Raw genomic sequence first — 26,164 nt, 5'->3', positions numbered from 1 at the left:
TGGACGTTACCGTGCGGCTTGCAAGGCCGCTTGTTCCCTCGGCTGTTCGGCTGGCTGCAACGGTCGGCCGCGAGACAAGACAGGGCCTGTTGCATGATCAGATTTGGCCTGCTCGGGTGCGGGCGTATCGCCAAGCGTCATTCCGATCTCCTGGGTGGCAATCACATCGAGGGAGCAAGCCTGGTTGCGGTCTGCGATCCGGTTCGTGCCCGCGCCGATGCGGTTGCCGCGAAGTTCGGGGTTGCGGCCCATGACGACATGGACGAATTCTTGGGCCGCAAGGATATCGACGCTGTCGCTGTGCTGACGCCGAGCGGGCTGCATCCCGCGCATGTGATCGCCTGTGCCAGGGCCGGCAAGCATGTCGTGGTCGAGAAGCCGATGGCGCTGCGGCTGCAGGACGCCGACGACATGATCCGGGCCTGCGATCAGGCTGGTGTCAAGATGTTCATCGTCAAGCAGAACCGCTTCAACGTGCCGGTGGTCAAGGCGCGCGAGGCGCTCGATGCCGGCCGCTTCGGCAAGCTCATCCTGGGGACGGTCCGGGTGCGCTGGTGCCGCGACCAGGCCTATTACGATCAGGACCAATGGCGCGGCACCTGGGCTTACGATGGCGGCGTGCTGACCAATCAGGCGAGCCACCATGTCGATATGCTGGAGTGGTTCTTCGGCGATGTGGTGAGCGTGCATGCCCGCGCGGCAACGGCGCTGGCCAAGATCGAAACCGAGGACACCGCTGTCGCAACGCTGAAGTTCCGCAACGGCGCGCTCGGGATCATCGAGGCGACCACGGCGGCGCGACCGACCGATCTCGAGGGCTCGCTGTCGATCCTGGGCGAGAAGGGCACCGTCGAGATTTCCGGTTTTGCGGTCAACCAGATCCGGCACTGGCGCTTTGTCGACGAGCTGCCGTCGGACAAGGACGTCGTGGAGAAGTTCTCGGTCAACCCGCCCAACGTCTACGGCTTCGGCCATCAGGCCTACTATCATCATGTGGTGGATTGCCTGGAGAACCAGCGCGCCGCGCTGGTCGACGGGCTTGAGGGGCGCAAGAGCCTGGAGCTGATCTCGGCCCTCTATGAGTCGATCGAGACCGGCGAGGAAGTGGCGCTGCGCTTCACGCCGCGCTTGAGCCGGTTGGGTGTCGTTTCGTGAACCGGCCGGAAGTGCATCAGGCCAGCGTGCGCGATGTCGCGTTCGGCGAACGCGTCAAGATCGTCGAGCCCTGCAACCTTTATGGCTGCACGCTCGGTGACGACTGTTTCGTCGGTCCCTTCACCGAAATCCAGAAAGGCGTGGTGGTCGGAGCGCGCACCCGCGTGCAATCGCATGCCTTCGTCTGCGAGCTCGTCACGATCGGCGAGGACTGCTTCGTCGGGCACGGCGTGATGTTCGTCAACGACACGTTCGCAACCGGCGGCCCTGCGCGCGGACGCAAGGAGCTGTGGCGCGAGACAGTGATCGGCAACCGGGTGTCGATCGGCTCCAATGCCACGATCATGCCGGTCCGGATCGCCGATGACGTTGTCATCGGCGCGGGATCGGTGGTGACCAAGGACATCACGACGCCCGGCACCTATGCCGGCAATCCGGCGCGCCGGCTGCTGGCGAGCCAATAGGGGATATCTGATGCCGGTGCCGTATGCCGACCTGCAACTGCAATACCAGTCCATCAAGGACGAGATCGATGCGGCGATCGCCGGCGTCATCCGCGACAACGCCTTTATTCGCGGCAGCTACGTCGACCGCTTCGAGCGTGAGTTTGCCGCGGCTGCCGAGGTCGCCCATTGCGTGTCCTGCGCCAACGGCACCGATGCACTTTACCTCGCGATGCGGGCGCTGAAGGTGAAGCCCGGCGACGAGGTGATCACGACGGCGCATTCGTGGATATCGACCGCGGCGATGATCACCCATTCCGGCGCGACGGTCGTGTTCTGCGACACCGATGACGCCACGTTCACGATCGATCCGGCCGCGATCGAGGCCGCGATCACGCCGCGCACCGTCGGCATCATCCCGGTGCATCTATACGGTCAGCCCGCGGATATGGACGCCATCATGGCGATCGCGCAGAAGCACAAGCTCTGGGTGATCGAGGACTGCGCCCAGGCCCATCTCGCGCGCTACAAGGGCCGCATGGTCGGAACGTTCGGCGAGGCTGCGACCTATTCATTCTACCCCGGCAAGAATCTCGGCGCGATGGGCGACGCGGGCGCCGTCGTGACCAATGACGCAGCGCTTGCCGAGCAGATGGCGATGCTCGCGCGTCATGGCGGGTTGGTGAAGCACCAGCACCATATCGAGGGTGTCAACAGCCGGCTCGACGGCATGCAGGCCGCGATTCTTTCGGCCAAGCTGCCGCATCTCGAGGCGTGGACCGAGGCCCGTCAAGCCGCTGCCGAGGTCTATGATGCCGGCCTCAACCAGATCGAGGACGTCGTGGTGCCCGAGGTCGCGCCGGCGCGCAGCCATGTCTACCACCTCTACACGATCAGGCATCCGCGCCGCGACGCGCTTGCCGCCCATCTCAACGCCAATGGCGTGCAGACCGCGATCAATTACCCCACCGCGCTGCCGTTCCTGTCGGCCTATGCGCGGTTCGGCCACCGGCCGGAGCAATTCCCGAACGCGCACCGCGACCAGGGCCAGATCCTCTCGCTGCCGATCTTCGCCGAGATCACGCGCCAGCAGCAGGATGAGGTGATCGACCTGATTCGGAAGTTCTGAGGCTCAGCTTCGCTGCAGCAGAGGCCTCAGGAACAGCTCCAGATTGGGGCCTGAGAACAGGTAGCCCTTCAGGCCGGCTGCGCGCGCCGCCTCGAGATCGGTCGGCTGATCGCCGACCAGGAAGCTGCGTTCGAGATCGACCGGAAAACGCGCCAGCAGGTCATTGATCATGCCGGGCGACGGCTTGCGGCGATGGCTGACTTGCCGATATCGCTCGACGGTCCCCTCAGGATGGAACGGGCAGTATTCGAAGGCGTCGATATGTGCGCCGATCTTGCCGAGCTCTGTGGCCATCCAGCCGTGGAGCTCCTGGACATGCGCCTCTTCGTAGAGGCCTCTTGCAACGCCTGACTGGTTGGTCACGACGAACGCAAAATAGCCCATGTCGTTGACGGCCTTCACCGCCTCGCGCGCGCCGTCGATCCAGATCAGCCTGTGGCTCTCGAAGAGGTAGCCGATGTCCTGGTTCAGGACGCCATCCCGATCGAAGAAAACCGCCGTCCGACGCGGCTGATCTCCGGAAGCGTTGCTCATGAGGTGATGATCCGTCCGTCTCCACGAGGCATGAGCCAGCTCAATAGTTCACAATGCCGCGCGCGACAATGTAGACGGATCACGCCAAAGGTGGCCGGGCGCTCGCGCTTCTCTGACCTCAACGACTATCGCTCGTCGGCAATCACCTTGCCGTCGTTCGGCAGCGCACCTGTGCCGACAAGCTCGACCGCGCCGCCGAGTTTCGTCACGGTACGCAGCGTCGCCGCAACCTCATCCTGCAGCGACGCGGGCGGCGAAGCGCATTCGGCCTTCAGCGTCATTGCGTCGGCCTCGCCGGCGCGCGTGACGACGAGGCGCAGCCGTCCGAGCGCAGGGTGGCGCTTGCCGATTTCCGCGACCTGCTCGGGACGCACGAACATGCCCTTCACCTTGGTGGTCTGGTCGGCGCGGCCCATCCAGCCCTTGATACGCATGTTGGTGCGCCCGCACGGGCTCGCGCCGGGCAGCGCGGCGGTCAGGTCACCGAGCGCAAGGCGAATCCAGGGATGATGCGGATCGAGCGAGGTCACCACGATCTCGCCGACATCGCCCGGTGCGACCGGATCGCCGGTGCCGGGCTTGACGATCTCCAGGATCAGCTCCTCGTTGACCGTCATCCCCTCGCGCGCCGGCGTCTCGAACGCGATCAGGCCGAGATCGGCCGTGCCGAAGGCCTGGTAGGCCTCGACGCCGCGCGACTTCATCTCCTCCTGCAACGACTTCGGAAATGCGGCGCCCGAAACCAGCGCGCGCTTGATTGAGGACACGTCGCGGCCGCCCGCTGCGGCGGCGTCGAGCAGGATTTTCAGGAAGTCCGGAGTGCCGCTGTAGCCGACCGGGCGATAGGCTTCGATCAGCTCGAATTGCTGCTCGGTATTGCCCGGGCCTGCCGGGATCACCGCGCAGCCGAGCGCCCGCGCCGAGGCGTCGAAGATGAAGCCGCCGGGCGTGAGGTGATAGCTGAAAGTGTTCAGCACCACATCGCCCTCGCGGAAGCCCGCCGCAAACAGCGCCCGCGCGCCGCGCCAAGGGTCTGCCTGGCGGCCCTCAGGCTCGAAGATCGGGCCGGGCGAGGTGAACAGGCGGGCGAATGAGCCCGGCTTGTCGGCCACGAAGCCGCCAAAGGGCGGGGCAGCCTTGTGCAGGGCCGGCAATTCCGACTTGCGCAGCACCGGCAGCTCCGCCAGCGCTTCCCGGCTGGTGATGGATGCGGGATCGGTGCCCCTCAGCAAATTGGCATAGGCGGGCGCTGCCATCGCCTTGCGCAGCACGTCCGGCAGCCGGGCGAACAGGGCGGCCTCGCGCTGGGCCGGATCGCGCGTTTCAAGGGCGTCGTAATGGTCGGTCATGGCGGATCCTTGAGGGAAGATGTGCGCAGGGTTACGTGCCGGCTGGCGCGTGCTATCAGACGGTGACCGCTGACATTGGGATGGTTCCAGGGAGCACGATGGCTGAGGCAGAGAGCGTTGCGGCGGACGGGGCCGCCGACGTCGTCGCGAGGTTGAAGCGCCGCATCATCGACCACGCCCTGCCGTTGTGGTCGACGGTCGGCTGGGACAGCACAACCGGCGGCTTTGTCGACCGTTTGCATCAGGATGGGACAGCCGATCACGCCGCGCCGCGCCGCCTGCTTGTGCAAGCGCGCCAGATCTATTGCTACGCCAAGGCGGCCCAGCTCGGCTGGTATCCGGAAGGCCGCGCGATCGCGCTGAAGGGGCTGGACTACCTGCTGGCCAAGGCCAAGGCGCCGGACGGCCGGCCGGGCTTCGTCTACAGCCTCACGCCCGACGGCGGCGTGCATGAGCCGCTGCGTGACACCTATGGTCACGCCTTCGTGCTGCTGGCGCTCGCGACCGTCTACGGCCTCGACCAGGACGCCCAGATCCGCGCCGAGATCGACGCGCTGCTGTCGTTCCTCGACACCCAGCTGCGCTCGCCCCACGGCGGCTTCCAGGAAGGCCTGCCGCCCTCGATGCCGCGCCGGCAGAATCCGCAGATGCACCTGTTCGAGGCGATGATCGCGTGCTTCGACGCGACCCACGATCTGTCGTTCCAGAACCGCGCCGGCGAGTTCTTCGCGCTGTTCCTCGCCAACCTCTACGACAAGCAGACGCGCACCCTCGGCGAATATTTCGAGGAGGACTGGTCGAAGATCCTGCCGGTCTCTGTCGAGCCCGGGCACCTCGCGGAATGGGTTTGGTTGCTGAAGGGATTTGAACGCATCACGGGCTGCCCGACCGGGCGTCCGCGCGGCGAACTGCTGGCCTCGGCGCTGCGCTATCGCGACGCGGCCACCGGCTGCCTGATCGATGAGGGCGACGCCGAGGGCAACATCCGCCGCCACACACGGCGGCTGTGGCCGCAAAGTGAGCTGGCGAAGGCCTGGATCGCGCAGGCCGAGTCGGGCGAAGCCAGCGCGGCGGACGAGGCGCGCGCGGCGCTGGTGCTGCTCGAACGGCACTATCTCAGCCATCCCGTCGCCGGCGGCTGGTACGACCAGTTCGACCGCGACGGCAAGTCGCTGATTGCGACGATCCCGGCGTCGTCGTTCTACCATGTGCTCTGCGCCGTCACCGAAGCGGAACAGGTGCTCAGCTAGAACGCCCTTTCTGGTCTGATGCGTTTTCTGCACGCGAACCGGTCCTCAACTCCGCTAGAAAACGCGCCACGGCCTTACAGCCAGCGCTTGCGCCGCTTGAAGCTCTTTAGGTTCTTGAAGCTCTTGCGCTGGTCGCCGGCGCCGCCGAGGTAGAACTCCTTGACGTCCTCGTTGTCGCGCAGCTCGTCGGCGGAGCCGTCGAGCACCACCTTACCCTGTTCCATGATGTAGCCGTGGCTCGCGACCGAAAGCGCGGCGCGCGCGTTCTGCTCGACCAGCAGGATCGTGACGCCGAGATCGCGGTTGATCTCCTTGATGATCGCGAACACTTCCTTGACGAGCAGCGGTGACAGCCCCATCGACGGCTCGTCCATCAGGATCATCTTCGGGCGCGCCATCAGCGCGCGGCCGATCGCGAGCATCTGCTGCTCGCCGCCGGAGAGATAACCGGCGAGGCCGGTGCGCTCCTTCAGCCGCGGGAAATATTTGAACACCATGTCGATGTCGGCCGAGACCTCGCCGTCGCGCCGGGTGAAGGCGCCGAGCCGCAGATTTTCCAGCGACGTCATGTCGGCGACGATGCGGCGGCCCTCCATCACCTGGAAAATGCCGCGGCGGACGATCTTGTCCGGATCGATGCCGTTGATGCGCTGGCCCTCGAACAGGATCTCGCCGCGCGTGACCTCGCCGTCCTCGGTCTTGAGCAGGCCGGAGATCGCCTTCAGCGTGGTCGACTTGCCGGCGCCATTGGCGCCGAGCAGCGCCACGATCGCGCCTTTCGGCACCTCGAGGCTGAGGCCGCGCAGCACCAGGATGACGTCGTCATAAACGACCTCGATGTTGTTGACGCTGAGCAGGGGCGGCGGCGGCACTGCCGTCGGCCCGGGGCGGGTGGCTTCGAGGGTTTCGTTCATGGTCTCGATCACTCTCCACTGTCGTCACCCGCGAAGGCGGGTGACCCAGTATTCCAGAGACGCCGGCGATCAAAACGTGAGAGCGCGGCGACCTGGATCCCCCGCCTTCGCGGGGGATGACGGTTGTTGTAGAGGCTGCACTGGTGGCAGCCTCACCACGTCACCACCCAAACCATTCCGGCTTGCGCGGCAGTTCGACGGTCTTCACCTTCTCGAGCTTGATCGTGCCCTTGCCCATCAGGTCGTTGATGTCGCCGTCGGTCGCGCCCGACACCTTCGAGCGATAGAGATCGACCTTCGTCGTCGGGCGGTGATCCTTCTCGGTCCAGGTCGACGGGTTGCAGACCCCCTCCATCCCGGCCGGCACCCAGTCCTTCTTCTGGTAGAAGCCCTTGGCGACGTTCTCGCCGGTGGCGCCGCCATTCTTGGCGGCCCAGTCGAGCGCTTCCTTCAGATAGAGCGCGCTGCACACCGCCGCGATGTAGTGCACCGGGCGATAGACCTTGCCGGTGGGATCGGACATCTTGGAGATCTCCATCACCGTCTTCATGCCGGGCGCGTTGCCGCCCCAGCTCACCGCGGTGCGGAGCGGGAAGATGACGCCGTCGGCGGCATCGCCGGCGGTCTTGGCGGCGTTCTCGTCCATGCCCCAGACATTACCCATGAACTGGACGTCGACACCGGCGGTCTTGCAGGCCTTCAGCACCGAGATGTTGGAGGCGGCCGTGTTGCCGAGATAGGCGTAATTGGCGCCGGAGCTCTTCAGGCTCAGGCACTGTGCCGAGTAGTCGCCGGGCGACAGCGCAAACACCAGCGGCGGCAGCACCTCGAAGCCGAGCTCGGTGGCGAGCGCCTCGCCGGCCGCCTTTGGCGCGTTCGGATAGGGATGGTTGGCGCCCATATGGACGAACTTCGGCTTGCCGGACTTGCCCTTGGCCTTCCAGTCCTCAGCGGCCCAGGTCAGCATCGCGCGCATCGAGTCCGAATAGCTCGGACCGTAGAAGAAATTGTACGGCGCGGGCTTGGCCTTGCCGCTGGTGCCTTCCGGATCGGTCAGCGCGGCGGCGTAGGAGCCGGAGATGTCGGGGATCTTGTCCTGCGCGAGGAAGCCGGTGAGGGCCTCGGTATCGGCGGTGCCCCAGCCCATGATCGCCGCGACCTTGCCGTCGGGCGCCGACCACTTCTTGTACAGCGCGATGGCGCGCGGCACCTGGTAGCCATAGTCGTTGCTGTCGACATTGAGCTGCTTGCCGCCGACGCCGCCGTTCTTGTTGACCCAGGCGAAGGTATCGGCAACGCCCTGGCCGTAGGGCGTGCCGACGTCGGAGGTGCCGCCGGAGAGGTCCTGCAGATGGCCGATGGCGATCTGGGCCTGGGCGGTGGCGGCCGCGCTGCTGATCAGCAGCGCGAGGGAGACCGAGCTCAAAAGGGATCTAATCGTCATTTTGGTTTCCTCCTGCTTATTCGTTGAACCGAATTTTGAGTTGCGTTCCGTGCCTTGCGTCAGTGCGAGAACGGGTAAAGCTTCCAGTAGGCCTTGATCTGCCGCCAGCGATGCGCCAGCCCGTCCGGCTCGAACATCAAAAAGCCGATGATGATCAGGCCGATCGCGATCTCGCGCAGGAAGGTGATGTTGTTGTTGAGCTGCAGCGCCTTGTCGATGGCGCCGCCCTTCAGCCACGCGCTCAGCCATTCCATCGATTCCGGCAGCAGCACTACGAAGGCCGTGCCCATCAGCGTGCCCATCACCGAGCCGGTGCCGCCGATGATGACCATGGCGAGGAACAGCACCGAGCGCTCGATGCCAAAGCCTTCCTGGGAGACCACCAGCTGATAATGCGCGTAGAGCGCGCCGGCGATGCCGGCAAAGAACGCGGCAAGTCCGAACGACAGCGTCCGGTACTTGGTGAGGTTGATGCCCATGATCTCGGCGGAGAGATAATGGTCGCGGATCGCGACCAGCGCGCGGCCGTCGCGGGTGCGCATCAGATTGGTGACCAGCAGGTAGCTGATCACCATGTAGGCGAGCACGACGTAGAAATACTGCCGGTCGCCGCGCAGCGTGTAGCCGAAGATCGAGAACGGGTTGGCGCTTGCCGGCACCGAGCCGCCCGAGAACCAGTCGGCGCGCGAGAAGAAATCGAGCAGGATGTACTGCGCGGCAAGCGTTGCGATGACGAGATAGAGCCCCTTCAGCCGCGCCGCCGGTACGCCGAAGATCAGGCCGACCAGCGCGGTGACCACGCCGGCGAGGGGAATGGCGAAGAACACCGGTATCGGCAGATTGTTGGAGATGTAGGCCGAGGTGAAGGCGCCGAACAGGAAGAACGCGGCGTGGCCGATCGAGATCTGGCCGGTGAAGCCGACCAGGACGTTGAGGCCGAGGGCTGCGATCGCGAAGATGCCGATCTGGATCGAGACGCTGAGCCAGTAATTGGTCAGCACCATCGGTGCAAGGCAGGCGAGCAGGATGCCGGCGATCGCGAAGTTGCGGCTGGTTGCGGTCGGGAAGATCGTGGTGTCGGCCGCGTAGCTGGTGCGGAAATCGCCCGAAGGAATGAGAGTGCTTGTTGCCATTGATCAGACCCGCTCGATGTCCTTGGTGCCGAACAGCCCATAGGGCTTGATCATCAGGATGATGATCAGGACGTAGAACGGCGCGATTTCGTAGAGATTGCCCCAGTGCAGATACTCGCTGTCGACATACTGGGCGACGTTTTCCAGCAGCCCGATGATGATGCCGCCGAGCACGGCGCCGCCGACCGAGTCGAGTCCGCCCAGGATCGCGGCCGGAAACACCTTGATGCCATAGGCCGAGAGGCCGGACGACACGCCGTTCACGACCGCAACCACGACCCCGGCAACCGCCGAGACGGTAGCCGAAATCGCCCACGCCATCGCGAACACGTTCTTCACGGAAATGCCGAGCGACTGCGCGACCTGCTGGTTGAAGGCGGTGGCGCGCATCGCAAGCCCGTATTTGGAGGCGCGGAAGAACCAGGCCATGCCGACCATCATGGCGAGCGAGACCACGAGGCTCATGAGATAGACGGTCTGGATCTGCAGCCCGAACAGGCTGACCGACTGGCTCTGGAACACCCGCGGGAACGGTTGCGGGTTGACGCCGAAGATCCACTTCAGCGCGGCCTGGAACACGGTCGAGAGGCCGATCGTCACCATGATCACGGAGATGATCGGTTCGCCGATCATCGGCCGCAGGATCACGACCTGGATCGCGATGCCGAAGATGAACATGAACACCAGCGTGATCGGCATCCCGACCCAGAAGGGCACCTGGTACTTGGTCAGCAGCGCCCAGCACACCCAGGCGCCGACCAGCAGCAATTCGCCCTGTGCGAAGTTGACAACCTGCGTCGCCTTGTAGATCAGCACGAACGACATCGCGACCACGCCATAAAGCGTGCCGACCACGAGGCCGTTGACGATCAGCTGGATCAGGAACTGGGTGTTCATGGGGTGTGGTAGCTCCGGACGGCGGCGCTAGTACCCTTTCCCCTTGTGGGAGAGGGTGGCTTCGCGAAGCGAAGCCGGGTGAGGGGTTGTCTCCGCATCGGGAATGCGGAGAGAGGCCCCCTCACCGCAGCGAGGTCGTGTCGGTCGGCGGTGTAGCCCTCTCCCACAAGGGGAGAGGGCGCAGTCACTGCGATCTCACTGTATTGCCCAAGGTTCATTCCGCGGCCTCCGCGGTCACGGCGCGGCCGAGATCGACGACCTCGAGCGTGGTGCGCACGCGCTGTGTCGTGCCGTCCTGGAAGCGGATCACGGTATCGACCGGGATTTTGGCCGTGCCACGGTAGATCGCATCAATGATGTCGGCGTATTTCTCGTTGATGACGCCGCGGCGGACTTTTCGGGTGCGGGTCAGCTCGCCGTCGTCGGCATCGAGCTCCTTGTAGAGCAATAGAAAGCGCGAGATGCGCTGCGCCGGCGGCAGAGTGGCGTTGACCGTCTCGACCTCTTTCCTCAGCAGCGCATAGACCTCCGGACGCGAGGACAGGTCGGTATAGGTCGTGAACGAGAGCCGGTTCTTCTCCGCCCATTTCGAGATGATCGAGTAGCGGATGCAGATCATCGCGGCGAGCGCGTCGCGGCCGGCGCCGAGCACGACGGCCTCGGCGACATAGGGCGAGAATTTCAGCTTGTTCTCGATATATTGCGGCGAGAAGCGCTCGCCGCGCGAGGTCTCGGCGAGATCCTTGATGCGGTCGATCACGACGAGCTGCCGGTTGTCGTTGTAGTAGCCGGCATCGCCCGAATGCATCCAGCCGTCCTTGATGTCGGCCACCGATGCTTCCGGGTTCTTGTAGTAGCCGAGGAACATATTGGGGTGGCGCACCACGATCTCGCCGACGCCGTTGACGTCGGCATTGTCGACCCGGATCTCGATGCTGTCGGCCATCGGCACGCCGGTGGTATCGGGATCGACCTCGCCTTCGGGGTGCAGCGTATAGGCACCGAGCAGCTCGGTCTGGCCGTAAAGCGTGCGCAGCGGCACGCCCATCGCCTGGAAGAACTTGAAAGTATCCGGTCCGAGCGCGGCGCCACCGGTTGCCGCCGAGCGCAGCCGCGTGAAGCCGAGCCGGTCGCGCAGCGCGCGGAACAGGATCTGGTCGGCGAGCACCGAATGCTTGCCCTCGGCGAGCGCGGCAAGCCCGGTCTTCATGCCGAGACCGTAGAGCCGCTGCTTGAACGGCGAGGCGTCCATCACCCCGGCGCGGACGTCGGCCGCGATTGATTCCCATACCCGCGGCGCGAACAGCACGAAGGTCGGCGCGATCTCGCGGAAGTCGTTCATCATGGTGTCGGGCTCTTCGACGAAGTTGACCTTCATCCGGCAGAGCAGCCCTTTGCCGAGCACGTACACCTGCTCCATAATCCAGGGCAGCGGCAGCACCGAGACATACTCGTCGTCCGGTCCCTTCGGGTCGAAGGCGAGATAGGTCGCGCAGTGCCGCAGCACACGGCCCGCCGCAAGCATTGCGAGCTTCGGGTTCGCCGTCGTGCCTGAGGTCGTGCAGAGGATCGCAACGTCCTCGCCTTTGGTTTCGTCGACCAGCCGATCGTACAAAGCGGGCTCACGTGCGGCGCGGTCGCGGCCGAGCGCAACCAGCTTGCTCGCCTCCATCAGCCGCGGATCGTCGTATTTCCGCATGCCGCGCGGGTCGGAATAGACGATGTGCTTGAGGTGAGGCACGCGGTCGGCGAGCGTGAGCAGCTTGTCGACCTGCTCCTCGTCCTCGGCGAACACCAGCTTGGCTTCGCCGTAGCTCAACAGATAGGCGGCTTCCTCGTCGAGCACGTCGCGATAGAGGCCGAGGCTCATCGCGCCGATGGCGTGGCTGGCGATCTCGGCGGCGACCCAGTCCGGCCGGTTGTCGCCGATGATGCCGATCACGTCGCCGCGGCCGAGCCCGAGCTCGACCATGCCGAGCGCGAAATCATGGGTGCGCGTCTGGTAATCGTTCCAGGTGAATTCGCGCCACAGCCCAAGATCCTTCTCGCGCAGCGCGATCTCGTTGCCGTGCTCTTTTGCGTTCAGGCGCAGCAGCTTTGGATAGGTGTCGGCCTGCGCGGCGCGTCCGGCATAGTCCATCATGCCGCGCTCTCCCGCGCCGCCGGCTTGTCGTCGGGATCGACCAGCGCCTCGTCCTCTTCGCCGAGATAGGCGCGCTTGACATGGGGATCGGCGAGCACGGCGGCCGGATCGCCCTCGGCGATCTTGCGGCCGAAATCCAGCACCATGACGCGGTGGGAGATGTCCATCACGACGCCCATGTCGTGCTCGATCATCATCACGGTCATGCCGAACTCTTCGTTGAGATCGACAATGTAGCGCGCCATGTCCTCCTTCTCTTCGAAATTCATGCCGGCCATCGGCTCGTCGAGCAGGATCAGTTGCGGTTCCAGCGCCATCGCGCGGGCGAGCTCGACGCGCTTGCGCAGGCCGTAGGGCAGGGTGCCGGCGGTCGCCTTGCGCACCGATTGCAGGTCGAGGAAGTCGATGATCTCCTCGACCTTGCGGCGGTGCTCCAGCTCCTCGCGGCGCGCGCCGGTCAGCCAGTACAGCGATCCGGTGATGAAGTTGTTCTTCAAGAGGTGATGGCGGCCGACCATGATGTTGTCGAGCACGCTCATGTGGTGGAACAGCGCGAGATTCTGGAAGGTCCGGCCGATGCCGAGGCGGGGCCGCGCGTTCGGGGTGAGGCCGGTGATATCCTTGCCGCCATAAAAGAGCTGGCCTTCGGTCGGCTTATAACGGCCGGAAATGCAGTTAACGATCGAGGTCTTGCCGGCGCCGTTCGGGCCGATGATCGAGAACAGTTCGCCCTGATTCACGCCGAAGCTCACTTCGGTCAGCGCGCGGACGCCGCCAAAGCGCAATGAGACCCCGCGCACCTCGAGACTGTAAGACACCCTGTTCCCTCCAGATACAGGCGCTTTGGCGCGCTCTTGATCTTTCGCTCCGATCTTATATGGGCCGCCGAAGGGAGACCATCCGACTAATGATGCCGGCGTTCGGGAGCATTGCCCCGATCGCCTGCGCCATGCGCGGTAACGCCGCACCCGCCTGCAAGCCTGGTCTCGCGTCATCCGCCGTCAGCGATCCACCAAGGTGCTGCGCGGCGTTACGCGAGGTGGCTCTGAATACGAGAAAGCGATAGGTTGAATTGTCATGTGCCCGACATTTGGTCAGGAATTTTCGCTGGCATTCCAGGCGTCGGGCTGCTGGCTTCGCACACGGCGTTGCTGCAGTGCAATATCGTGTCAGTATCTTTGGGGTGGGATGCCGTCGCTAGAATGATTGCTGCTGATTACTTAAGGCGCATCGCGGCCTGGTCGCGCGAACTGAGCGAGCAAGAAATCGAAATCGCGCGCGCCGGCATTTCCGAGAAGTCCTACCGCGCCAACGAATTCATCTTCATGCGCGGCGACAATTTCCAGTACTGGACCGGCATCGTCAGCGGGCTCGCGCGCATGGGCATCGTGTCGCGCGGCGGCAAGGCCGCGAGTTTCGCGGGCCTCACCGCCGGCGCGTGGTTCGGCGAGGGCACCGTGCTCAAGAACGAGCCGCGGCGCTACGACGTGGTCGCGCTGCGCGACACGCGGCTGGCGATGATGGATCGCCGGACCTTCGTCTGGCTGTTCGAGAACAGCGTCGGGTTCAACCGTTTCCTGGTCGGATCGCTCAACGAACGGCTCGGCCAGTTCATCGCGCTGCTCGAATACGGCCGCACGCTGGATGCGACGGCGCGGCTGGCGCGCTCGATCGCCTCGCTGTTCAATCCGATCCTCTACCCCGACCTCACCCTGCACCTGGAGATCACCCAGGAGGAGATCGGGGCGCTGTCGGGAATCTCCCGGCAGAATGCCAACCAGTGCCTGAAGCGACTCGAGCGCGAGGGGCTGCTGCGGCTCGAATATGGCGGGGTGACCATCATCAACCTCGACCGGCTCCGCCACTACGGCGAGTGACGGGGCAGGGTAGTGTTGAGCCACTTTCTGAGGTTCTAAAGCGCGATGAGATCCATCGCGCTTTGGCTTCTTGTTTGGGCATGATCTCCGCGCAAGCGCGTTCCGCGCTTGTCGCACCGCTTCACACTTTTCCGGATCATGCCTTAAAGTCCTGATTTCACACGATTAAGCGATTAGACTTGGCGAAGGCCGGATGCTACAGACCGGCCTCGTCGGGATCGCGCGGTCTCGCGCTCTCTGGAGATGACATGGCGGCTCAGGACTCAAAGCGGCGCGTGGCGCTGATCACCGGCGTGACCGGGCAGGACGGCGCGTATCTCGCCGAATATCTGCTTGGCCTCGGCTACACCGTGCACGGGATCAAGCGCCGGTCGTCCTCGTTCAACACCGCGCGGGTTGACCATCTCTACCAGGACCCGCATGCCGGCAACGTGCCGTTCCTGATGCACTACGGCGACATGACGGATTCGACCAATCTGATCCGGCTGATGCAGCAGATCCGGCCGACCGAGATCTACAACCTCGCCGCCCAGAGCCACGTCCAGGTCAGCTTCGAGAGCCCGGAATATACTGCGAACGCGGACGCCATCGGCGTGCTGCGCCTTTTGGAGGCGATCCGCATCCTCGGCATGGAAAAGGAGACGCGGTTCTACCAGGCCTCGACCTCGGAGCTTTACGGGCTCGTGCAGGAGGTGCCGCAGAAGGAGACCACGCCGTTCTATCCGCGCTCGCCCTATGGCGTCGCCAAGCTCTACGGCTACTGGATCACGGTGAACTACCGTGAGGCCTATGGCATGTTCGCCAGCAACGGCATCCTGTTCAACCATGAGAGCCCGATCCGCGGCGAGACCTTCGTGACGCGCAAGATCACGCGCGCCGTCGCCCGCATCGAGGTCGGCCTCGAGAGCAAGCTCTATCTCGGCAATCTCGATGCCAAGCGCGACTGGGGCCATGCCCGCGACTATGTCGAAGGCATGCACAAAATCCTGCAGGCCGACGAGCCTGATGATTTCGTGCTCGCGACGGCGAGACGCGCTCGGTCCGCGAGTTCGTCGAGCTGGCGTTTGCGGAGGTCGGCCGCAGCATCGAATGGCGCGGCAAGGGCGTCGACGAGGTCGGCGTCGACAAGGCGTCGGGCAAGACCCTGGTGCAGATCGACCCGACCTATTTCCGTCCGACCGAGGTCGATCTCCTGATCGGCGACGCCAGCAAGGCACGCGCCAAGCTCGGCTGGGCCCCGAAGACGCCATTCGCGCGGCTGGTGCAGGAGATGGTCGCCAGCGATCTCGCTGAGGCCAGGCAGGACGCGGGCAATGGCAAGCACGTTTGAACTGAAGGGCAAGACGGTTTTCGTTGCCGGCCATCGCGGCATGGTCGGCTCGGCGCTGATGCGCCGGCTGGCGCGCGAACAGGCCGATCTGCTGACGGTGTCGCGCAGCGAGGTCGATTTGCGCGACCAGGCCGCGGTGAGCGCCTGGTTTGCCGCGAAGCGGCCGCAGGCCGTGTTCCTCGCCGCCGCCAAGGTCGGCGGCATCGTCGCCAACAACACGCTGCGGGCCGAATTCCTCTACGACAATCTCGCGATCTCGACCAATGTGCTCCAGGCCGCCCATGCCAATGGATGCGAGAAGCTGATGTTCTTCGGCTCGTCCTGCATCTATCCGCGCCTGGCGCCGCAGCCGCTGCGCGAGGATTCGATGCTGACCGGCCCGCTGGAGCCGACCAACGAGCCCTATGCCATCGCCAAGATCGCCGGGATCAAGATGGCCGAAGCCTATCGCAGCCAGTATGGCTCAGATTTCATCAGCGTGATGCCGACCAATCTCTACGGTCCCGGCGACAATTATCATCCCGAATACAGCCACGTCGTCGCCGCTCTGATCCGCCGCTTCCACGAGGCCAAGGTCTCGGGCGCCAGCAATGTCGTGGTGTGGGGCACCGGCACGCCGCGCCGCGAATTCCTCTATGTCGACGATCTCGCCGACGCCTGCATCCATCTGATGAAGACCTATTCCTCGCCGGACCTGGTCAATATCGGCACCGGCGAGGACATCACCATCGCCGAGTTCGCCCGCGTCGTTGCCGCCACTGTCGGCTATCGCGGCGAGATCGGCTTCGACACCTCGCGCCCGGACGGCACGCCGCGCAAGCTGCTCGACGTCAGCCGTCTGGCCAAGCTCGGCTGGCGCGCCACCACCTCGCTCGAGGATGGCATCAAGCTCGCCTATCAGGCCTTTCTGCGCGAGACGAAGTGACGCGGTGATCCTCCCGCCCTCCGACTGAGAATATCTGTCGGCTTGGCGACGCCGCGGATAGGATGCGCGTACCCGAGCGGCCGCAAGAGCCGCCAGTGCGTCGGAGGAGGCATCATGAAAATTCTGCGCCGCCAATTCCTGCAACTTGCGGCCGGTACGGCTGCGCTTCCGCTCACATTTGGCAGCGCGCGTGCCCAGGCCTATCCGGCGCGGCCGGTTCGCCTCGTGATCGGCTACACCCCGGGCGGTTCGGCAGACCTCACGGCGCGCCTGATGGGGCAATGGCTGTCGGAAAGACTCGGGCAATCCTTCATTATCGAGAACCGGCCGGGCGGCGGCACCAACATCGCCACGGAGGCGGCACTGCGCGCAGCGCCCGACGGCTACACCCTGCTGCTGGTCGCGCCGGCAAATGCGATCAACGCGACGCTCTACGAGAAGTTGCCCTTCGATTTCATGCGCGAGATGGAGCCGATCGCGGGCATCATTCGCTTTCCCAACGTTGTGGTGGTGCGCCCCTCACTGCCGATCAAGTCGATTCCCGAATTGATCGCCTATGCAAAGGCCAATCCCGGCAAGCTCAACATGGCGTCGTCAGGCAACGGTTCGACGATCCACATGTCGGGCGAACTGTTCAAGATGCTCACCGGCATCAAGATGCAGCACGTGCCCTACCGGGGTGGCGCGCCGGCGATAACCGACATGCTCTCCGGCGTGATGCAGGTGATGTTCGACAATCTTCCGACCTGTGCCGAGCACGTCAAATCCGGCAAGCTGCGCGGACTTGCCGTGACCAGCACGACCCGTTCGGACGTGCTTCCGGATCTGCCGCCGGTCGCCGACTTCCTGCCGGGCTACGAGGCGAGCGCCTGGTACGGCCTCGCGGCACCGAAGAACACGCCGCCCGAAATCGTCGACAAGCTCAACAAGGCGGTCAATGAAATCCTCGCCGATCCGAAGGCGAAGGCGCGGTTCACCGAGCTCGGCGCGATGATGCTGCCGGGCTCGGCTGCCGACTTCGGCAGACTGGTGGCGGACGAGACCGAGAAATGGGGCAAGGTGGTCAAGTTCGCCGGCGCCAAGGTGGATTAGCTTCGCGCCGCCGCGCGCGGCGGATTTTTTGAAAGCGCTGCCGCCATTGCCGATATCAACGGCCGCATGAAGAAGGCGTCTTCGGCCGGGTAGATGTCGGTGCGCAGGCCTTGGGACTTGAGTTCATCCGATACCGCCGGTCCGACGGAAGCGATCGGGGTACGCGCGAGCCCCTCGCGTAACCTGTCCTCGCAACCGCGCGCCCGTGCCACCTCGACGAGGCGGCGGACCTGGCCGAGATTGGTCAGCGCGATCGCATCGATGCGGCCCTGCGCCATCTCTTCGATCGCGGTGACGATGTTGGTGTCGGCGGCTTGCGCATCATAGACATAGGGCAGCACCGTATCGATCTCGGCGCCACGTGCCTTGATCGCGCCGATCAGGGTGGCGTGGTCCTTGTCCGGATAAAGCTGCAGGCCGAGCCGATGGCCGGTCAGGTCGAGCTTTGCCAGCATCTCGGCGACGCCTTCCGAGGTCGGCTTCTCCGTCGTCATTTGCGGCTCCAGGGCGATCTCGCGCAGCGCGCGGCCAGGCTTGGGGCCGCGGGCGAATTTGCGCGTTTTGCCGAGGCTGCCGACAAACTCCGCCTCGACCCCGATCCGGCGCACGACCTTCATCAGGCGGCGCAGGCCCTCACCGGTCATCAGCACGAGGTCGTCGAGCGGGCGTTCGATGGCGCGGCGAATCCAGGCCTCGATCGGCGCCGGATCAGGCGCATCATGGATGGTGAACATCGGGCATTGCAGCACGTCGGCGCCCTGTTCGGCGAGCAGGCGGGAAAACTGCGCCTCCTCGCGGGTCTCGAGGATCAGGATGCGGTAGCCGTTCAGCCGGTCAGCCATGATGGTCCCTAACAACATTGTCGTCATTTGTTCGATTTGACCCCCGCGCCGGGATTGGCGCAAGGCCGCCCGCGGTGTAGACGAGGGCCGAAAATTCCACCTACCTGCTCAAGCTTTGGTCAATTGGCATGCCCGACCATCAATTCGTTCTGACCCTGTCCTGTCCGGACCGTCCGGGGATCGTCTCGGCGGTCTCGACCTTCCTCGCGCATAATGGGCAGAACATCCTGGACGCCCAGCAGTTCGACGATATCGAGACCGGCAAGTTCTTCATGCGCGTGGTGTTCACCGCGGCCGATCTCGCGGTGGAGCTGGCTGCGCTGCAGACCGGCTTTGCCGCGATCGCCGAGCGTTTCGGCATGGAATGGCAGATGCGCGATCGCGCCAGCCGCCGCCGGGTGATGCTGCTGGTGTCCAAGTCCGATCATTGCCTGGTCGACATCCTCTATCGCTGGCGCACCGGCGAGCTCGAGATGATCCCGACCGCGATTGTCTCCAACCACCCGCGCGAGAGCTATGGTTCGCTCGATTTCGGCGACATCCCATTCCATCATCTGCCGGTGACCAAAGAGACCAAGCGGCAGCAGGAAGACGCGGTGTGGCAGCTGGCCCAGGACACCAACACCGACCTCGTGGTGCTGGCCCGCTACATGCAGATCCTGTCCGACGAGATGTCGGCGCGGCTGTCGGGCCGCTGCATCAACATCCATCATTCCTTCCTGCCCGGCTTCAAGGGCGCCAAGCCCTACCACCAGGCGCATGAGCGCGGCGTCAAGCTGATCGGCGCCACGGCGCATTACGTCACCAGCGATCTCGACGAGGGGCCGATCATCGACCAGGACGTCGAGCGCATCAGCCATCGCGACACGCCGGAGGATCTGGTGCGCAAGGGTCGCGATATCGAGCGCCGCGTGCTGGCGCGCGCGATCCGTTACCATCTGGCCGACCGTGTCATCCTCAACGGCCGCAAGACCGTGGTGTTCGTGGACTGATCCGCGGTTCACGTGGTGGCCGAACTCGACGGCCGCCGCGAAATCCTCAGGAGAGAGGACTCCCTCGACCGGAGCATCGGCTCAGTGGGGCGCGTCCTGCGTCGTCGCGGCCGGCTTGGCGTCGTCGCCACGCTCGGCCGCGGGTATCTGGCGCTTGCGTTCCCGCTCCTGCATGAACTTGTCGTATTCCGGGGTGCCCTGCCGCGGCGGCGCATCCGCGGGCAGGCCGCCGGCCCAGGCTGGAATGTAGTCGGCCATGCCGGACGAGAGCTTTTGGTTCACGGTGCTGCATCCCCCGAGCGCGCAGGCCGCGAGCGCGAGGGCAATCAGGACAGGGATGTGGCGCGTGACGATCGGCATGGGAGGCAGCATACAGCCCTGGTCTTTATGGATGATGATGTCGGGCGCGACCGTTCGGCTGCAATTGTGCTTGTTTGTTGACATCGCGGCTTTGTTTGTACGATCGTACAAATGAATCGAGCCCGCGAAGCCCTTGTGCGCGCGAGACCGGTTCTCGCGGGCATCGAATTTAGGGGAGCGGCTTTGGTATCCTGATACTGGTCTCGGCCGCGAGCCGGATCGCACCCCGCGCGACACACGTCCATCGTCCGATTGACAGAGAGCACGGGGAGACGCCTTGTCGCGTTGCGCCTTGGCCGTGACATGCTTGGGTTAAGGTAGGGCAAGGGCCGGGGGACTCGGCTCGACGCAGAAGAATGGAAGGGGGGAGGGACGTCGATGTTCAATCGTCGCAAATTGTTGCTGTGGGGCGCCGCTTCGGCCGTGCTTCCGGGATTGTGCGCCAGCGCGCCGGCGCGGGCGGACGACGCGGTCAAGATCGGCCTGATCCTGCCGATGACCGGCGGCCAGGCGTCGACCGGCAAGCAGATCGATAACGCGATCAAGCTCTACATGCAGCAGAAGGGCGACACCGTCGCCGGCAAGAAGATCGAGATCATCCTGAAGGACGACGCCGCGGTGCCCGACAACACCAAGCGGCTCGCGCAGGAGCTGATCGTCAACGACAAGGTCAGCTTCATCGCCGGCTTCGGCGTGACGCCCGCGGCGCTTGCCGCGGCGCCGCTGGCGACGCAGGCGAAGATCCCGGAAGTCGTGATGGCGGCCGGCACCTCCATCATCACCGAGCGCTCGCCCTATATCGTGCGCACCAGCTTCACGCTGGCGCAATCCTCCACCATCATCGGCGACTGGGCGGTCAAGAACGGAATCAAGAAGGTTGCGACGCTGACCTCGGATTATGCGCCAGGCAACGACGCGCTGACCTTCTTCAAGCAGCACTTCACCGCCGGTGGCGGCGAGGTCGTGGAAGAGGTCAAGGTCCCGCTCGCCAATCCTGACTTCGCGCCGTTCCTGCAGCGCATGAAGGATGCCAAGCCCGACGCGATGTTCGTGTTCGTGCCGGCGGGGCAGGGCGGCAATTTCATGAAGCAATATGCCGAGCGCGGGCTCGACAAGAGCGGCATCAAGGTGATCGGCCCCGGCGACGTGATGGACGACGATCTGCTCAACAATATGGGCGATGCCGCGCTCGGCGCGGTGACCGCGCATCTCTATTCGGCAGCCCATCCGTCAGCGATGAACAAGGACTTCGTCGCCGCCTACAAGAAGGCATACGGCAACCGGCCGGGCTTCATGGCGGTCAGCGGCTATGACGGCATCCATCTGATCTACGAGGCGCTGAAGAAGACCAATGGTGCAACCGACGGCGACAAGCTGATCGAGGCGATGAAGGGCATGAAGTGGGAGAGCCCGCGCGGCCCGATCTCGATCGATCCGGAAACCCGCGACATCGTGCAGAACATCTATATCCGCAAGGTCGAGAAGGTCGACGGCGAGCTCTACAACGTCGAGTTCGCAACCTTCGAGGCCGTCAAGGATTCCGGCAAGACGAAGAAGTGACGCCGTTATCGTCATTCCTAGCGCGTGCCCGTACTCCGTCATGCCCGGCCAAAAACGCGAAGCGTGTCTTCACGCAGATGTGCCGGGCATCCACGTCTTTCCTGCCGGCGTGCGAGCAAGACGTGGATGGCCGGGACGAGCCCGGCCATGACGATCTATCCGACCTGCGCGACGTGGTGGCGTTCTTTCGGCTAGGCTGACCCGATGGCCTCTATCCTCACCAATCTGTTTGACGGCGTCGCCTACGGCATGTTGCTGTTCGTGCTCGCCTGCGGGCTGGCGGTGACGCTCGGGTTGATGAACTTCGTCAATCTCGCGCACGGCGCCTTCGCCATGGCCGGCGGCTATATCTGCGCCGTGCTGGTCAACAATTCCGGCTGGCCGTTCTTCGCAGGCCTGCCGCTCGCCTTTGTCGGAAGCGCAGTGATTGGCATCGCGCTGGAGCGCACGCTGTACCGCCATCTCTATGCCCGCAGCCATCTCGATCAGGTGCTGTTCTCGATCGGTCTCGTCTTCATGTCGGTCGCCGCGGTCGACTACATCATGGGATCGTCGCGGGTCTTCATCAAGCTGCCGGCGGCGCTGGAAGGCCAGATCGATCTGTTCGGAGTTGGCATCGGCCGCTACCGGCTGATGATCGTCGTGATCTGCGGCCTGCTCACGCTGGCGCTGCAGCTGATCCTCGCCAAGACGCGGTTCGGCAGCCGGCTGCGCGCCGCCGTCGACGATCCGCGCGCCGCGATCGGGCTCGGTATCAACGTGCCGCAGGTGTTCGCCTTCACCTTCGCCTTCGGCTGCGGCCTCGCCGGCCTTGGCGGCGCGCTGAGCGCGGAGATCCTCGGGCTCGATCCATACTTCCCGCTGAAATTCATGATCTACTTCCTGATCGTCGTGACCGTTGGTGGCTCCTCCTCGATCACCGGGCCGTTCCTGGCTTCGCTGCTGCTCGGCATCGCCGACGTCGCCGGCAAATATTACGTGCCCAAGGTCGGACCCTTCGTGATCTACACGGTGATGATCGTGATCCTGCTCTGGCGTCCCAACGGCCTGTTCGGCCGCACCGCGGCGCGGTGAGGCTGGCATGACCGCGCTGTCCGACGTCTCCACTCACGCGATGGCCAGCGCGCGCTGGCGGATCGGCGAGGTCGCGTTCTGGGTGCTGACGCTCGCCTGCGCCTTCCTGTTCCCGTCGCGCTACCTGATCATGACCGACATCGTGCGGCTTGGCCTGTTCGCGCTGTCGCTCGACCTGATCCTCGGTTACGCCGGCATCGTCTCGCTGGGCCATGCGGCCTTCTTCGGCGTCGGCGCCTATTCGGCCGGCTTGCTGGCGCTGCACGGCATCATCAACGAGCCCGTCATTGCGCTTGTTGTCGCTGGTCTTGTGGCCGCCGTGCTCGGCTTCCTGACCAGCTTCCTGGTCATCCGCGGCGTCGACCTGACGCGGCTGATGGTGACACTCGGCATCGCGCTCTTGCTGGAAGCGCTCGCCGAACGCTTCTCCAACATCACCGGCGGCACCGACGGCCTGCAGGGCATCGAGATGCAGCCGATCCTCGGGCTGTTCACCTTCGACATGTTCGGCAAGACCGGGTTCTTCTACTCGCTGATCGTGCTGTTCATCCTGTTCCTGTTTGCCCGCCGCGTGGTGCATTCGCCGTTCGGCCTGTCGCTGCGCGCGATCAGGAATAATCCGCTGCGCGCGGCCGCGATCGGCGTGCCGGTCAACCGCCGCCTGATTGCGGTCTATACACTCGCCGCGTTCTATGCCGGCATCGCCGGCGCGCTGTTCACCCAGACCACGGCGCTCGCTTCGCTCGACGTGTTTTCCTTCGAGCGCTCCGCCGACCTGATGCTGGTGCTCGTGATCGGCGGCACCGGCTATCTCTATGGCGGGCTGATCGGCGCCGTCGTGTTCAAGATGCTGCAGGAGCTGTTTCAGACCATCACCCCGCAATACTGGCTGTTCTGGATCGGCCTCGTGCTGGTCGTGATCGTGCTGGTCGGCCGCGCGCGCATCCACCGCTGGGTGCTGTTCGTGCCGAACCTGATCGTCCGCCAGTTCGCCGGCCGCAAAGCCGCCGTCGCCGTGCCGGAGAGCGATGCGTCATGACGATCGCGCTGGAGACCCGCAGCCTGGAAAAATCCTTTGGCGGCCTTCGCGTCACCCGCGATCTCTCGCTGCAGGTGATGCAGGGCGCCCGCCACGCGCTGATCGGACCCAACGGCGCCGGCAAGACCACCGTCATCAATCAGCTTACCGGGGTGCTGACGCCGAACAGCGGACGCATCCTGCTCGAAGGCAGCGACATCACCGGCCTCTCCGTGCACAAGCGGGTGCTGCGCGGACTGTCGCGCACCTTCCAGATCAACCAGCTCTATGCCGACCTGACCCCGCTCGAGACCATCGGACTCGCCGTTTCTGAGCGAATGGGCCGCGGCGGCGACTGGTGGCGGCGGATGGGGACGCGGAGAGACGTCAACGCCGAGATCGCCGAGATATTGTCGCGGTTCCATCTGCTCGACGTGATGACCGAGCTCACCTCGACATTGCCCTATGGCAGGCAGCGGCTGCTCGAGATCGCGGTCGCCATCGCCGCCAAGCCGCGGGTGCTGCTGCTCGACGAGCCCGCGGCCGGCGTGCCCGAGAGCGAGCGCCATGATATCCTGGCGGCGGTCGCGGCGCTGCCGCGCGACGTCACCGTGCTGCTGATCGAGCACGACATGGACCTCGTATTCTCCTTTGCCGACCGCATCTCGGTGCTGGTCAATGGCGGCCTGCTCACCGAGGGCGCACCCGACGAGGTCGCGCGCGATCCGCAGGTCAGGGCGGTCTATCTCGGCGAGGCGGCCGATGCCTGACCTGCTCTCCATCAAGGGCCTGCGCGCCGGATATGGCGAGGCGGTGGTGCTGCCCGATATGTCGCTTTCGCTCGCCGAGGGCCAGGTGCTCGCGCTGCTCGGCCGCAACGGCACCGGCAAGACCACGCTGATCAATTCGATCGTCGGCATCGTTAGACGCTTCAGCGGCAGCGTCGCACTGGCAGGCCACGACATCACCGCGATGCGGCCCGACCAGCGCGCCCGCGCCGGGATCGGCTGGGTGCCGCAGGAGCGCAATATCTTCCGCTCGCTGACGGTGGAAGAGAACATGACCGCGGTGGCGCAGCCCGGGCCGTGGACGGTCGAGCGGGTGTACGAGATGTTTCCGCGGCTGAAGGAGCGGCGCGGCAATTTCGGCAACCAGCTGTCGGGTGGCGAGCAGCAGATGCTGGCGATCGGCCGCGCGCTGACCTTGAATCCGAAAGTGCTGCTGCTCGACGAGCCGACCGAAGGCCTCGCGCCGATCATCGTTGAGGAATTGTTAAAGGCGATCGGAACCATCACGCGGGCCGGTGGGATCTGTTCGATCATCGTCGAGCAGAATGCACAAAAGATTCTCGGGCTCGCCGACCGCGTTGTGATATTGGAACGCGGCATGATCGTGCACGATGCCACAAGCACTGCGCTGAAAGCCGATCCCTCCGTCCTCGAGCGCCACCTCGGCGTCTCCGGGGCCAAGGTACATTAGAAACGTTCGGGAGTTGACCATGCAGCGAACCAAGCCTCCGTTTCGCGCCGACGAGGTCGGCAGCCTGTTGCGGCCGCCAAAGATCAAGGAAGCCCGCGCCAGATTGGAGAAGGGTGAGATCTCGGCCGACGAGCTGCGCAAGGTCGAGGACATGGAAATCGAGAAGGTCGTGCACAAGCAGGCGTCGGTCGGCCTGAAGCTTGCGACCGACGGCGAGTTCCGCCGTTCCTGGTGGCACTTCGATTTCCTCAGCCACCTGACCGGTTGCGAGCTGTTCCATCCCGACATGGGCATCCAGTTCGCGGGCGTGCAGACCCGGCACGACGCCATCCGGGTGATCGACAAGCTCGACTTCTCCGATCATCACCCGATGCTCGATCACTTCCGGTTCCTGAAGAAGTACGCCGACCAGGCGCATGTTGTGCCGAAGATGACGATCCCGTCGCCGGCGGTGCTGCACTTCCGCGGCGGCCGCAAGCTGATCTCGAAAGAGGTCTACCCGGACCTCGAGGAATTCTACCAGGACCTCGGCAAGACCTATCGCAAGGCGGTCAAGGCGTTCTACGACGCCGGCTGCCGCTACCTGCAATTCGACGACACGGTGTGGGCCTATCTGTGCTCGCAGGAGGAACTGGAGAAGTCGCGCGACCGCGGCGACAATCCCGACGGTTTGCAGGAGATCTACGCCCGCGTCATCAATTACGCGATCGCCGATCGGCCGTCCGACATGGTGATCACCACGCATGTCTGCCGCGGCAATTTCCGTTCGACCTGGATTTCCTCAGGCGGCTACGAGCCGGTCGCCGAGACCATGCTCGCCGGCACCAATTACGACGGCTACTTCCTCGAATATGATTCCGATCGTGCCGGCGGCTTCGAGCCGCTGCGCTTCCTGCCCAAGGGCAACAAGGTCGTGGTGGTCGGCGTCATCACCTCAAAATTCGGCGAGCTCGAGAAGAAGGACGACATCAAGCGGCGGCTCGAGGAGGCATCGAAGTTTGCCCCGATCGAGCAGCTCGCGCTGTCGCCGCAATGCGGCTTTGCCTCCACCGAGGAGGGCAACATCCTCTCCGAGGAAGAGCAGTGGGCCAAGCTGCGGCTCGCCGTCGAGGTCGCCAACGAGGTGTGGGGCAAGTAGGTTTCGCTCATCGTTCCGGGTTCGCGGCTTCGAGGCACCCGGAATGACGGCGCATCCCGCGTGAGCTCGTGTGGCTGGACAGTTGT

24 protein-coding genes and 1 pseudogene are annotated in these 26,164 nt (G+C 64.7%); 15 read left to right on the top strand and 10 right to left on the bottom strand.

The window, feature by feature from the left end; all coding sequences use genetic code 11:
* Positions 1-93: 93 nt before the first annotated feature.
* From V5279_RS31000 to V5279_RS30990, 3 genes are read left to right on the top strand one after another with little or no spacing between them, the layout of a single operon-like run.
* Positions 94-1,155, top strand: coding sequence for a Gfo/Idh/MocA family protein (locus V5279_RS31000; protein WP_029079916.1), 1,062 nt, complete (start codon positions 94-96; stop codon positions 1,153-1,155).
* A complete protein-coding gene (locus V5279_RS30995) occupies positions 1,152-1,619 on the top strand; it encodes an acyltransferase (protein WP_029079915.1) in 468 nt (155 codons plus the stop codon). Before V5279_RS31000 ends, V5279_RS30995 begins: the two co-directional genes overlap by 4 nt.
* A 10-nt stretch (positions 1,620-1,629) precedes the next feature.
* Positions 1,630-2,727 (top strand): DegT/DnrJ/EryC1/StrS family aminotransferase, encoded by a 1,098-nt coding sequence (locus tag V5279_RS30990; protein WP_338690953.1) that lies wholly within the window; start codon positions 1,630-1,632, stop codon positions 2,725-2,727.
* Positions 2,728-2,730: 3 nt separating this feature from the next.
* On the opposite strand, the gene V5279_RS30985 is transcribed toward V5279_RS30990, so the two are convergent.
* Together V5279_RS30985 and V5279_RS30980 are read right to left on the bottom strand one after the other, a co-directional pair.
* Positions 2,731-3,261 carry an HAD family hydrolase gene (locus tag V5279_RS30985; protein WP_338690952.1) on the bottom strand — a complete coding sequence of 177 codons (531 nt, stop codon included), beginning with the start codon at positions 3,259-3,261 and terminating at the stop codon, positions 2,731-2,733.
* A gap of 125 nt (positions 3,262-3,386) precedes the next feature.
* Positions 3,387-4,610 (bottom strand): phenylacetate--CoA ligase family protein, encoded by a 1,224-nt coding sequence (locus tag V5279_RS30980; RefSeq protein ID WP_338690951.1) that lies wholly within the window; start codon positions 4,608-4,610, stop codon positions 3,387-3,389.
* Positions 4,611-4,708: 98 nt separating this feature from the next.
* On the opposite strand from V5279_RS30980, the gene V5279_RS30975 reads away from it, so the two are divergent.
* A complete protein-coding gene (locus V5279_RS30975; RefSeq protein WP_338690950.1) occupies positions 4,709-5,860 on the top strand; it encodes an AGE family epimerase/isomerase in 1,152 nt (383 codons plus the stop codon).
* A gap of 74 nt (positions 5,861-5,934) precedes the next feature.
* On the opposite strand, the gene V5279_RS30970 is transcribed toward V5279_RS30975, so the two are convergent.
* The 6 genes from V5279_RS30970 to V5279_RS30945 all read right to left on the bottom strand — a co-directional run bounded on the left by V5279_RS30970 (position 5,935) and on the right by V5279_RS30945 (position 13,209).
* Positions 5,935-6,774 carry an ABC transporter ATP-binding protein gene (locus V5279_RS30970; RefSeq protein WP_029084718.1) on the bottom strand — a complete coding sequence of 280 codons (840 nt, stop codon included), beginning with the start codon at positions 6,772-6,774 and terminating at the stop codon, positions 5,935-5,937.
* 160 nt (positions 6,775-6,934) lie between these two features.
* Positions 6,935-8,218 carry an ABC transporter substrate-binding protein gene (locus V5279_RS30965; RefSeq protein ID WP_338690949.1) on the bottom strand — a complete coding sequence of 428 codons (1,284 nt, stop codon included), beginning with the start codon at positions 8,216-8,218 and terminating at the stop codon, positions 6,935-6,937.
* Positions 8,219-8,277: 59 nt separating this feature from the next.
* Positions 8,278-9,351 (bottom strand): branched-chain amino acid ABC transporter permease, encoded by a 1,074-nt coding sequence (locus tag V5279_RS30960; RefSeq protein WP_029084716.1) that lies wholly within the window; start codon positions 9,349-9,351, stop codon positions 8,278-8,280.
* Between the two features lie 3 nt (positions 9,352-9,354).
* Positions 9,355-10,248, bottom strand: coding sequence for a branched-chain amino acid ABC transporter permease (locus V5279_RS30955; RefSeq protein WP_338690948.1), 894 nt, complete (start codon positions 10,246-10,248; stop codon positions 9,355-9,357).
* Positions 10,249-10,462: 214 nt separating this feature from the next.
* Positions 10,463-12,391 (bottom strand): long-chain fatty acid--CoA ligase, encoded by a 1,929-nt coding sequence (locus tag V5279_RS30950; RefSeq protein ID WP_338690947.1) that lies wholly within the window; start codon positions 12,389-12,391, stop codon positions 10,463-10,465.
* Positions 12,388-13,209: an ABC transporter ATP-binding protein gene (locus V5279_RS30945; RefSeq protein ID WP_338690946.1), complete on the bottom strand. Its 822-nt coding sequence runs from the start codon at positions 13,207-13,209 to the stop codon at positions 12,388-12,390. The genes V5279_RS30950 and V5279_RS30945 overlap by 4 nt, the downstream gene beginning before the upstream one ends.
* Positions 13,210-13,593: 384 nt before the next feature.
* On the opposite strand from V5279_RS30945, the gene V5279_RS30940 reads away from it, so the two are divergent.
* The 4 genes and pseudogenes from V5279_RS30940 to V5279_RS30925 all read left to right on the top strand — a co-directional run bounded on the left by V5279_RS30940 (position 13,594) and on the right by V5279_RS30925 (position 17,615).
* Complete coding sequence (locus V5279_RS30940) at positions 13,594-14,268, top strand: Crp/Fnr family transcriptional regulator (protein ID WP_029084712.1); 675 nt, start codon at positions 13,594-13,596, stop codon at positions 14,266-14,268.
* Positions 14,269-14,516: 248 nt separating this feature from the next.
* Positions 14,517-15,598: pseudogene (gmd, locus tag V5279_RS30935) on the top strand (GDP-mannose 4,6-dehydratase).
* Complete coding sequence (gene fcl, locus V5279_RS30930; RefSeq protein WP_338690944.1) at positions 15,582-16,523, top strand: GDP-L-fucose synthase; 942 nt, start codon at positions 15,582-15,584, stop codon at positions 16,521-16,523. The pseudogene gmd and the gene fcl overlap by 17 nt, the downstream one beginning before the upstream one ends.
* A 114-nt stretch (positions 16,524-16,637) precedes the next feature.
* Complete coding sequence (locus V5279_RS30925) at positions 16,638-17,615, top strand: tripartite tricarboxylate transporter substrate binding protein (protein WP_338690943.1); 978 nt, start codon at positions 16,638-16,640, stop codon at positions 17,613-17,615.
* Here V5279_RS30925 and V5279_RS30920 read toward each other — a convergent pair.
* Positions 17,612-18,457: a uroporphyrinogen-III synthase gene (locus V5279_RS30920; protein WP_338690942.1), complete on the bottom strand. Its 846-nt coding sequence runs from the start codon at positions 18,455-18,457 to the stop codon at positions 17,612-17,614. The two genes, V5279_RS30925 and V5279_RS30920, sit on opposite strands and share 4 nt — an antisense overlap.
* A gap of 128 nt (positions 18,458-18,585) precedes the next feature.
* Between V5279_RS30920 and purU the strand changes: the two genes are divergently transcribed.
* The gene (gene purU / locus V5279_RS30915) at positions 18,586-19,449 is read left to right on the top strand and encodes a formyltetrahydrofolate deformylase (RefSeq protein ID WP_166305769.1); all 864 of its coding nucleotides are present in this window, start codon (positions 18,586-18,588) and stop codon (positions 19,447-19,449) included.
* An 81-nt stretch (positions 19,450-19,530) separates the two neighbouring features.
* Here the strand turns inward: purU and V5279_RS30910 are convergent, their stop codons facing one another.
* Positions 19,531-19,809: a hypothetical protein gene (locus tag V5279_RS30910; protein ID WP_338701453.1), complete on the bottom strand. Its 279-nt coding sequence runs from the start codon at positions 19,807-19,809 to the stop codon at positions 19,531-19,533.
* A 378-nt stretch (positions 19,810-20,187) separates the two neighbouring features.
* On the opposite strand from V5279_RS30910, the gene V5279_RS30905 reads away from it, so the two are divergent.
* The 6 genes from V5279_RS30905 (at position 20,188) to V5279_RS30880 (ending at position 26,078) form a co-directional block, all read left to right on the top strand.
* The gene (locus V5279_RS30905) at positions 20,188-21,369 is read left to right on the top strand and encodes an ABC transporter substrate-binding protein (RefSeq protein ID WP_166305775.1); all 1,182 of its coding nucleotides are present in this window, start codon (positions 20,188-20,190) and stop codon (positions 21,367-21,369) included.
* 204 nt (positions 21,370-21,573) lie between these two features.
* The gene (locus tag V5279_RS30900) at positions 21,574-22,443 is read left to right on the top strand and encodes a branched-chain amino acid ABC transporter permease (RefSeq protein WP_166207542.1); all 870 of its coding nucleotides are present in this window, start codon (positions 21,574-21,576) and stop codon (positions 22,441-22,443) included.
* Between the two features lie 7 nt (positions 22,444-22,450).
* Complete coding sequence (locus V5279_RS30895; RefSeq protein WP_338690941.1) at positions 22,451-23,482, top strand: branched-chain amino acid ABC transporter permease; 1,032 nt, start codon at positions 22,451-22,453, stop codon at positions 23,480-23,482.
* Complete coding sequence (locus tag V5279_RS30890) at positions 23,479-24,231, top strand: ABC transporter ATP-binding protein (protein ID WP_338690940.1); 753 nt, start codon at positions 23,479-23,481, stop codon at positions 24,229-24,231. The genes V5279_RS30895 and V5279_RS30890 overlap by 4 nt, the downstream gene beginning before the upstream one ends.
* Complete coding sequence (locus V5279_RS30885; protein WP_338690939.1) at positions 24,224-24,940, top strand: ABC transporter ATP-binding protein; 717 nt, start codon at positions 24,224-24,226, stop codon at positions 24,938-24,940. The genes V5279_RS30890 and V5279_RS30885 overlap by 8 nt, the downstream gene beginning before the upstream one ends.
* Before the next feature lie 19 nt (positions 24,941-24,959).
* Positions 24,960-26,078 carry a cobalamin-independent methionine synthase II family protein gene (locus V5279_RS30880; protein WP_338690938.1) on the top strand — a complete coding sequence of 373 codons (1,119 nt, stop codon included), beginning with the start codon at positions 24,960-24,962 and terminating at the stop codon, positions 26,076-26,078.
* The last annotated feature ends 86 nt before the right edge of the window (positions 26,079-26,164 follow it).

This window comes from Bradyrhizobium sp. 26S5, from assembly GCF_036923295.1.
Taxonomy (GTDB): Bacteria; Pseudomonadota; Alphaproteobacteria; order Rhizobiales; family Xanthobacteraceae; genus Bradyrhizobium; species Bradyrhizobium septentrionale.
The sequence above is the reverse complement of the archived record's forward strand: the minus strand, read 5'-3'. Positions and strand labels throughout refer to the sequence as shown.

Bases quoted from the DNA above. Each gene is read 5' to 3' on its own strand.
- V5279_RS31000 (WP_029079916.1), top strand. From the start codon at position 94: ATGATCAGATTTGGCCTGCTCGGGTGCGGGCGTATCGCCAAGCGTCAT.
- V5279_RS30990 (WP_338690953.1), top strand. From the start codon at position 1,630: ATGCCGGTGCCGTATGCCGACCTGCAACTGCAATACCAGTCCATCAAG.
- V5279_RS30985 (WP_338690952.1), bottom strand. From the start codon at position 3,261: ATGAGCAACGCTTCCGGAGATCAGCCGCGTCGGACGGCGGTTTTCTTC.
- V5279_RS30980 (WP_338690951.1), bottom strand. From the start codon at position 4,610: ATGACCGACCATTACGACGCCCTTGAAACGCGCGATCCGGCCCAGCGC.
- V5279_RS30975 (WP_338690950.1), top strand. From the start codon at position 4,709: ATGGCTGAGGCAGAGAGCGTTGCGGCGGACGGGGCCGCCGACGTCGTC.
- V5279_RS30970 (WP_029084718.1), bottom strand. From the start codon at position 6,774: ATGAACGAAACCCTCGAAGCCACCCGCCCCGGGCCGACGGCAGTGCCG.
- V5279_RS30965 (WP_338690949.1), bottom strand. From the start codon at position 8,218: ATGACGATTAGATCCCTTTTGAGCTCGGTCTCCCTCGCGCTGCTGATC.
- V5279_RS30960 (WP_029084716.1), bottom strand. From the start codon at position 9,351: ATGGCAACAAGCACTCTCATTCCTTCGGGCGATTTCCGCACCAGCTAC.
- V5279_RS30955 (WP_338690948.1), bottom strand. From the start codon at position 10,248: ATGAACACCCAGTTCCTGATCCAGCTGATCGTCAACGGCCTCGTGGTC.
- V5279_RS30950 (WP_338690947.1), bottom strand. From the start codon at position 12,391: ATGATGGACTATGCCGGACGCGCCGCGCAGGCCGACACCTATCCAAAG.
- V5279_RS30940 (WP_029084712.1), top strand. From the start codon at position 13,594: ATGATTGCTGCTGATTACTTAAGGCGCATCGCGGCCTGGTCGCGCGAA.
- fcl (WP_338690944.1), top strand. From the start codon at position 15,582: ATGGCAAGCACGTTTGAACTGAAGGGCAAGACGGTTTTCGTTGCCGGC.
- V5279_RS30925 (WP_338690943.1), top strand. From the start codon at position 16,638: ATGAAAATTCTGCGCCGCCAATTCCTGCAACTTGCGGCCGGTACGGCT.
- V5279_RS30920 (WP_338690942.1), bottom strand. From the start codon at position 18,457: ATGGCTGACCGGCTGAACGGCTACCGCATCCTGATCCTCGAGACCCGC.
- purU (WP_166305769.1), top strand. From the start codon at position 18,586: ATGCCCGACCATCAATTCGTTCTGACCCTGTCCTGTCCGGACCGTCCG.
- V5279_RS30910 (WP_338701453.1), bottom strand. From the start codon at position 19,809: ATGCCGATCGTCACGCGCCACATCCCTGTCCTGATTGCCCTCGCGCTC.
- V5279_RS30905 (WP_166305775.1), top strand. From the start codon at position 20,188: ATGTTCAATCGTCGCAAATTGTTGCTGTGGGGCGCCGCTTCGGCCGTG.
- V5279_RS30900 (WP_166207542.1), top strand. From the start codon at position 21,574: ATGGCCTCTATCCTCACCAATCTGTTTGACGGCGTCGCCTACGGCATG.
- V5279_RS30895 (WP_338690941.1), top strand. From the start codon at position 22,451: ATGACCGCGCTGTCCGACGTCTCCACTCACGCGATGGCCAGCGCGCGC.
- V5279_RS30890 (WP_338690940.1), top strand. From the start codon at position 23,479: ATGACGATCGCGCTGGAGACCCGCAGCCTGGAAAAATCCTTTGGCGGC.
- V5279_RS30885 (WP_338690939.1), top strand. From the start codon at position 24,224: ATGCCTGACCTGCTCTCCATCAAGGGCCTGCGCGCCGGATATGGCGAG.
- V5279_RS30880 (WP_338690938.1), top strand. From the start codon at position 24,960: ATGCAGCGAACCAAGCCTCCGTTTCGCGCCGACGAGGTCGGCAGCCTG.